Origin of the sequence: Corallococcus sp. AB045, from assembly GCF_003668895.1 — a bacterium.
Classification (GTDB): Bacteria; Myxococcota; Myxococcia; order Myxococcales; family Myxococcaceae; genus Corallococcus; species Corallococcus coralloides.
Map to the genome: position 1 here is coordinate 24,215 of NZ_RAWN01000112.1, position 7,424 is coordinate 31,638.

6 protein-coding genes are annotated in these 7,424 nt (G+C 70.8%); 2 read left to right on the plus strand and 4 right to left on the minus strand.

Features of this window, described 5'->3' with window-relative positions; genetic code table 11:
• Positions 1 to 104 precede the first annotated feature (104 nt).
• Positions 105 to 1,172 carry a zinc ribbon domain-containing protein gene (locus D7Y21_RS41895; RefSeq protein WP_158627344.1) on the plus strand — a complete coding sequence of 356 codons (1,068 nt, stop codon included), beginning with the start codon at positions 105 to 107 and terminating at the stop codon, positions 1,170 to 1,172.
• Here the strand turns inward: D7Y21_RS41895 and D7Y21_RS24770 are convergent.
• The 4 genes from D7Y21_RS24770 to D7Y21_RS24790 form a co-directional block, all read right to left on the minus strand.
• Positions 1,164 to 2,516 carry a phosphoenolpyruvate kinase gene (locus D7Y21_RS24770; RefSeq protein ID WP_121716088.1) on the minus strand — a complete coding sequence of 451 codons (1,353 nt, stop codon included), beginning with the start codon at positions 2,514 to 2,516 and terminating at the stop codon, positions 1,164 to 1,166. The two genes, D7Y21_RS41895 and D7Y21_RS24770, sit on opposite strands and share 9 nt — an antisense overlap.
• Positions 2,517 to 3,140: 624 nt before the next feature.
• Positions 3,141 to 3,683: a hypothetical protein gene (locus D7Y21_RS24780; RefSeq protein ID WP_233612266.1), complete on the minus strand. Its 543-nt coding sequence runs from the start codon at positions 3,681 to 3,683 to the stop codon at positions 3,141 to 3,143.
• Positions 3,684 to 3,881: 198 nt separating this feature from the next.
• Positions 3,882 to 6,437 (minus strand): M1 family metallopeptidase, encoded by a 2,556-nt coding sequence (locus D7Y21_RS24785; protein WP_121716093.1) that lies wholly within the window; start codon positions 6,435 to 6,437, stop codon positions 3,882 to 3,884.
• A gap of 12 nt (positions 6,438 to 6,449) precedes the next feature.
• Complete coding sequence (locus D7Y21_RS24790) at positions 6,450 to 7,013, minus strand: hypothetical protein (protein ID WP_121716095.1); 564 nt, start codon at positions 7,011 to 7,013, stop codon at positions 6,450 to 6,452.
• 137 nt (positions 7,014 to 7,150) lie between these two features.
• On the opposite strand from D7Y21_RS24790, the gene D7Y21_RS24795 reads away from it, so the two are divergent.
• Positions 7,151 to 7,424 (plus strand): hypothetical protein (locus tag D7Y21_RS24795; RefSeq protein ID WP_147469365.1); only part of this gene is annotated, 274 nt, incomplete at its 3' end.

The window sequence follows — 7,424 nt, forward strand, 5'->3', positions numbered from 1 at the left end:
GAAGGGTGCGAAGCCCTGGGGGCTTCCCGCGCGTTCATGGAGGATGCAGCGGGGACGCGGTGTAGGCTTTCGCGCTCCTGTTTCATCTGAGGAGGACTCGCGCCATGTCCTGCCCGCACTGTGGTCAGCCGCTCCCTGAAGGCCAGTCGTCGCGGACGTGCCCCCACTGCGGTGGGGACGTGAACGCGCCCGGGTCGCCGGTGATGGACGAGGTGGCGGACAAGGCGCAGCGCGCGGCGGACTCGGCGGGCCGCGCGGTGCAGGACGTGCTGGACGACCCGCGGCTGCGCGAGCGGCTGCCCGGGGGCTCGCTGCCGCTGCTCGGCTCCGGGCTGGTGGCGGCGGCGGTGGTGGCGCCGGTGCTGCCCTTCGTCGGCGGCGGGCTGGGGCTGCCATGGTCGGTGTTGATGCTGGTGGGCGCCGGCATGCTGGGCGCGCGCGAGTGGGTGGCCGCGGGCCGGAAGCTGCCGGACGCGCTGGTGCCGGTGGTGAAGTGGGCCGCGCATCCGGCGTTCCTGCCGATGTTCACCGCGCTCACGGTGACGCAGGCGTTCCTGTCGCTGGGGCTGGGCGTGGCGCCGCTCTTGTGGGTGCTGGCGGCGGTGGTGCTGGGCTCCGTGCAGTGGCGGGCGTTCCAGGCGTCGTCGCTGGCGGAGCCGTCGCTCACGAAGCGGCCGGCGGACGTGCGGCTGAAGCGGTGGGTGTTCGCGGGCGTGGCGGCGTGCGCGGTGGGGCTCTTGCTGCCGTGGAGCTCGGCGTGGTCGCTGGTGCCCACGGCCCACCTGCAGCGCGAGCGCAACATCACCATCGACGACAACTTCGCCTGGGACATCGAGGACAACCACACGTGGAAGTTCAACACGCTGGTGTTCCCGTCGGCGGGGCATGGCGCGGGGACGGGGCGCGGCCGGCTGGGCGCGACGGGTGTGGTGTTGGGGCTGCTGGCGCTGGGCGTGCTGGGGTCGGTGCGGCGCGCGCGGGAGGCATTGCCCTCGGTGGTGCCGGCGGTGCTCGCGGGGCTCATCACCGTCTGGGCGCTGACGGGCCTGTCGTCGAAGCCGGGGCCGTGGCTGTTCCTGCTGGGCATCCTCGCGGTGGACGTGGCCGTCGCGCGCGAGTGGCTGGGGCCCCGGAGCGCGGTGCCCCCCGCGGAGCCGCCCGCGTCAGCGTGACGCGCGGCCCTGGACGATGGCGCGGAAGGAGCGGCTTCTCAGCTCCTCCAGCGTCAGGCCGGTGGCGCGAGTCTCCTCTTCCGTGAGGGCACCGCAGGCCAGGCCCCGCAGGAAGAAGTTGAGCAGGCCCTGGCCGGTGGCGGCGTCGTCGAACACGTCGCCCAGCAGGGTGGCCTGGGCGGCCTTGTCCACGAAGGCCTTGAGGCGCTGGGACGCTGGCTCCAGGCCCTCCAGGAAGAAGGCGTAGACGGCGGAGTAGCGCACGGGGAGCTGGGCGGGGTGCAGGTCCCAGCCCTGGTAGTAGCCGCGCTCCAGCGAGTGGCGCGTGTGCCGGTACGCCAGCTGCCATGCGCGGTGCACGGCGTCGGTGTTCTCGCGCCGCTGCGTGGGGAGGAGCGGGGTGTCGCCCTGCTTGCGGTGGGGGCCCACGGGCATGACGTTGGTGGCGCCGTCGGACAGGTGCACGCCACTGCCCGCGAGGAGCACCTGCACGGTGTCGCGCAGGTAATCGCAGGCAGGGTGGAGCATGTGCTGCATGTGCGCGCTGACATCCAGGGCGGCGGTGTAGTCGTAGACGCCCAGGTGCACGTGGGAGCAGCGGCCCTCGCCGGCCTCCACGAGCGAGCGCAGGTGCGGCCTGCCGCGCGCGTCGAAGAGGGCCTGGGGCGTCTCCACCATCAGCTCCAGGGCGAGCGCGCCGGGAGACAGGCGGTGGGCGGACTCCAGCTCCGACAGCAGCTTCGCCAGGGCGGTCACCTGTTCAGGCACGGTGACCTTGGGCAGGGTGACGACGAAGGACTGAGGCAACCTGCCACCGGATTGCTCCAGCAGCGTGGTGACGAAGAGGTCCAGGGTGCGCGAGGCGCGGGCGTAGAGCTCCTCCGTGAAGGACTTCACGCGGATGCCGATGAACGGCGGGAGCGAGCCCTGCTCCAGGCCCCGGGCCACCTCCGTGGCGGCTGCGACGGCGTGGGCGTCTTCTTCCGAGTCGGGCCGGTGGCCATAGCCGTCCTCGAAGTCGATGCGGAAGTCCTCCACGGGTTCACGCTGGAGCTTGTCCACGACGCGGTCATGGACGCGCTGGGCGAAGCCGCCGCGCTGGGGCAGGCCCAGGCCGTGGGCGAGCTGGGAGCCATCGGCGGCGTAGTCGCGCAGCGCCGCGAGCGCCAGGTCCCCCATCTTCCGCGCGGTGCCAGCGCGGAAGAGGTGGGCGCCGCCGTACACGGTGTGCACGGGCTGGCGCCGGGAGGACTCGCCCGGATACGCGTGGGTGAACGCCACGTTGGCGCGGCGCAGGGCTTCACGGGAGGCGGCGGAGGCTTCGGGCGTGAGCGTGGTCTTCATGGGTTTCCGGGGCCGCCATCGGGAGGAAGGCTCTGCTCCATTGGAGGCGCTGACATCATGGCGTGAGTGCCGCCGTCCGGGGCATGGGAGAAACGAGGAGGCGGGCCTCCCGGCTGGAGGCCCGGAGGTGGAGGCGTACCGGGGGCGGCATCCTCGCCCGCATCATCCGGGGAGGACACACTGTTTGGAACCTGCTCCGGCTCTCCATCGATGAGGCGCCGCAGGAGCCTGCCGTCGTCACTGAATGCGTATCGCGCTCCGGAGTGCAGTGCGGGGACCTGTCGACCACAGGCGGCAGGGTCCTCTTCGATCCGGATGAAGAGGACCCCTGACTCACGGAGGATTCTGTAGCGATGTGACTCGGGCCGGTCCCAGCACGGCGTTGACGGCGTCGGGGGCGGAAGGAAGTCCGCGACCGCCAGAGAGAGTGCGCGCAGGACGGAACCGTCCAACACATACGTTCTTCCAGGGCTCCCCACGGCCTCCCCAGGGCTGGAGAAGAAGGAGGGAAAGACGAGTGAAGGCTCTGACTCCGCCCGCGAGGGTCGATGGGCCTTCATGCAGCCACCGAGCATCAATCCGGACACGAGAAAGAGTGTGCGCGTGCGCATGAGGATGCGGCCCCTACTGCCGTTGGATGCGGTAGTTCGTGTCATCGAGCCATGTGAGCGTGGCGATCTGCTTTCGTTGCCACCGCCCCTTCTCCCGCGCGGTCCACCGGATGATCTGCCCGGTACCAGGAACGTACTGGAAGAAGCCATCGCAGGTGGGCTGCGTGGGGTCGTGGCCCTTTGAGAAGAACGCGATGATGGACAGGGGGACGGGACCCGCCTGGGTGTTCACGGTCAAGCCATGGACGTCCGCCATGGCGACGGCGAAGCGGATGTCGAAGTCGGAGAGTTCGTTCTCGAAGGGGTGGTTGTGGAGGATGAAGACGTAACCCAGACTCTCTGGTGGGTGACGCGGATCCTCCACGACCGCCGGAAGCGCACAGCTCCGTTTGCCAGGATCGTCCTGCACCGCGCTGGCGGCGAGCATGCTCAATTCGAATTGCTGATCCGGCGTGTAATAGACCCACGCGCAGTATTCCTTCGAGAGCCTCCACCGCAGTGGAAACTCCTGGTCTCCCGGACGGCCCGCGGTGGCCTGGGGTTGCTTCAGGATCAACGGGCAGGCTGCCAGCAACGCATCGGAATAGGTCGGGTAGGGCCCATGGCCGGGAAGGGGACCCGCGATGCGTTCCAGGCGCTCACCGGGCGCCGGTTGAACGACACCCGGTGTGGGGCTGGATGCCGCGCACCCAAGCCCCCAGGTCATGCAGAACAGAAGTGACCTCCACATCACCCCTCCCGGCTGGCTCTCACTTCACGGCCGGCGCTTCAACCACGCGGCCACCTCCGGGGCCACGCGCTCGCGCAGGGCCACGTCCTGGGTCAGGCGCTCCAGGGTCTGCGCAGTGGCCTGCTGTGCCTCCGGGATGGGGTTCGCCTGGAGCAGGGCCTTCATCTGCTCCAGCTGCTCGCGCGTGCGCAGCAGGCCCAGGCCTTCCACCACCCGGCGCAGCAGCATGGGCGCCGCGCCCGTGCGCGACACCAGGTCCTTCCAACTCTTCTGCAAATGCGCCCACCACGCGTCGCGCCCGGTGCGGTTGCCCAACAGGCCCGTCGCGAAGCTCGCCACGTCCTGCGTCTTCACCGTCTCCGTGAACAGCAGGCCCTGCGCCCGCTCCGCCAGCGTCGCGTCTTCGAAGGCCGTGAGCGCCATCAGGTAGCGCCGCTGCGTCGCCGGGTCCGGCTCCTTGGGCATCCGCTGCGACAAATCATCGAACAGCGCCGAGTCACCCGCGCGCGCCACCATGCCCACCGCCGTGTCCAGCAGGTTCGCGTCCAGCGCGGTCTTGTCTCCCTGGAGCATCCGCGCCACCAGCGGACGCGCCTCCGCCAGCACCTGCGGACTGCGCGCCAGGCCACCCACCGCGCGCACCAGCGCCGCGCGGCGCAGCCGCACCCGGTCCGGCTCGCCCTGCGCCGCCTGCCAGCCCAGCTTCTTCAGGCCGCCGCCCAACAGCTGCTCCACCCACCGGCGGAAGCGCTCCTGGTCCTCGCCCTCCGTCAGCCGGTTCTCGATGTACCCGAGCCGCCCGACGAGCTCGTCCAGCACCGCCTCGTCCTCTTCGTCCCCGAAGCGCGCCGCCAGGTCCAGCAGGTCCGCCACCGGCGCCTGCGCCGAGCGCACCAGCGCCCACGTGTCCGCCAGCAGCGAGATGCGCTCCGACGGCGCCAGCGTCCCCAGGTTCGCCGCCAGCGCGTCCAGCGCCGGCTTCTCGTACGCCACCCGGTAGAAGCCCGTGGAGCCGCCGTTGGCGCACAGCCACTTCACTTCGCCCGCGCCGCCCTCCAGCGTCACCGTCGTCTCCGCGTCGCGGAAGAGCACGCGCTGCTCCCGCACGCCGCCCGCGTCCTCGAAGCGCAGCACCATGGGCACAGGCCACGTCTCTGGGCTCTTCACCCCCGGCTCCGAATAGAAGCGCCGCTGCGACAGCGTCACCTTCCGCCCCTCCACCTTCACCGACACCAGCGGGAAGCCGCTCTGGCCAATCCACTTGGTGGCCAGCTCGTTCACCGGCTGCTTCGCCGCTTCACCGAGCGCGTTCCACAGGTCTTCCTTCACCGCGTTCGCGCGCGCGTGCTTGCGCATGTACAGCCGGATGCCTTCGCGGAAGGGCCCCTCTCCCAGGAACCCTTCAATCATCCGCAGCACCGCGCCGCCCTTCTCATACGTAATCGCGTCGAAGCTCTCACCGGCCTCGCCCGCGTTGCGCACCTCACCGTGGATGGGGTGCGTGGACTTGAGCGCGTCCAGCGCCAGCGCGCTCGCCCGGTGCGCGTCGAAGTCCAGCCACATGCGCCAGTCCGGCCGCCACTGGTCGACGATTTTAAAAGCCATCCACGTGGCGAACGCCTCGTTCAGCCAGAGGTCGTCCCACCACACCATCGTCACCCAGTTGCCGAACCACTGGTGCGCCAGTTCGTGCGTCACCACCTCCGCCACGCGCTTCTGCACGGACAGCGGCGCGGTGGCCGGATCCAACAGCAGCGCCACCTCCCGGTAGGTGATGAGGCCGGCGTTCTCCATCGCGCCCGCCTCGAAGTCCGGGATGCCCACCTGGTCCACCTTGCCAAAGGCATACGGCAGCCCGAAGTAGTCCTGCAGCCGGGGCAATACTTGGAGCGCCGCGTCCTGCCCGAACTTCGCCAGGTGCGCCTTCTCCGGCAGCGCCCACGTGCGCACCGGGATGCCCTCCGCCTTCTCCTCCGGCGTGCCCACCAGCGGGCCCACCACCAGCGCGATGAGGTACGAGCTGAGCAGCTCCGTCTCCTCGAACGTCACCTTGCGCAGCGCCCCGTCCTTCTCGTCCTTCACCACGCGGCCGTTGCCCAGCACCGCGTGGCCCTCCGGCACGCGCACCGTGAGCGCCCAGCGCGCCTTGAACGCGGGCTCGTCGAAGCAGGGGAACAGCCGGCGCGCGTCCGCGGCCTCGAACTGCGTCGCGGCCACCTTGCCCGCCGCGTACAAGCCGCGCAGACCATCGCTGAAGTGCCCCGTCCAGAGCACGTCCAGCGTGGCGCTGCCCGCGGGCAGGGGAGCGTCGAACGTGAGCACCACCGTCTCGCTCACCGGGGCCACGCGCTTGGACGCGGGCTTGCGCACGTCGTTGCCGGCGCGGAAGGTGACCTCGCCCAGCTCCAGTGCGTTGGCGTGGAGGATGATCTCCGTGGTGGGCTGGGCCAGCTCCAGCTCCACGCGCTGCTCACCCGTGAAGGTGCGGCCCTCCAGGTCCAGGGTCACCGTCGCCTGGTAGCGGCGCGGTCGGAGGGTGGTGGGCAGACGGAAGTTCTTGTCGTCGGTGGGATGCGCCATAGGAGCGGCAATCTAGCGCCGGCCGCGCCTTGTGCTCGTGCTCCATTTCCCAGTGTCCGACGCTTCACTGCGCTCCAACCCCGCTGACGGGGGCACCAGCTGCCCGAAGAGGCTCGATTCGCGCTGGAAGAAGCCCTCCGTGTGGAAGGAGGCGCCGAGCTCCAGCCAGAGGAAGTCCAGGTGGTGACAGAGCTCGTGCAGGAAGGTGCGCAGGTACGTGCGGAAGGCCACGACCCGGCCGCGCTTCGCGGTGCGCATCCACACCTGGATGCGGGGCCGCTGTCCGGGAGCCCACGTGTAGAGCCCGTGCAGCTCGCCCTCGTCATTCGACGGCCGCGTCTCCAGCACCTCCACCTCCACCCCGGCCACCTCCAGCCGCTCGGTCAACGCGCGGGCCAGGGCCTGCGTCGCGGCCTGGAGCGCCGCCCGGTCCTCCTGGAGCAGGGCCTGCCGCACCGCCTCCACCCCGGGCCGCAGCGTCGCGGGCGTCCGCAGGGGCACCTCCGTGACGGCGTCGCTCCGCCGGTAGATGCGCTGCTCGGCGGGCGACAGGCGCTGGTAGTAGGCGAAACGCACCGGGATTCAGTCTAACCCGTGAGGTCCTGTCGCGCCGTACATCCACCTCCACCGGGCGACACCTCCGTTGGCCGGCGGGCAGGAAGGTGCCTCGGTGAATGGCTTTGGAGCGGGGGGCTCGCGCAGACTGCCGGGCCATGGGCTCTCGTCTTGTCCACGTCCTCCTCGTCTCCGTGGTCACCGTGCTGGGCCTGCTCGTCCCGTGGGTGCAGGCGGACGACTGGGCCCGCCTGCTGGAGACGTTGCTGGGCTCGGCGGCTGTCTGGCGGCTGTCCTCGGTGGAGCAGGGCGTGGTGCACCGGCTCGCGGAGCTGGGCGTCTTCGCGGTCGCGGGGGCGATGCTGGGGAACGCGCAGGCGTTCGCGCTGCGCCGGGCGGGGCTCCAGGTGTCTGGCTGGGCGGGGATGACGG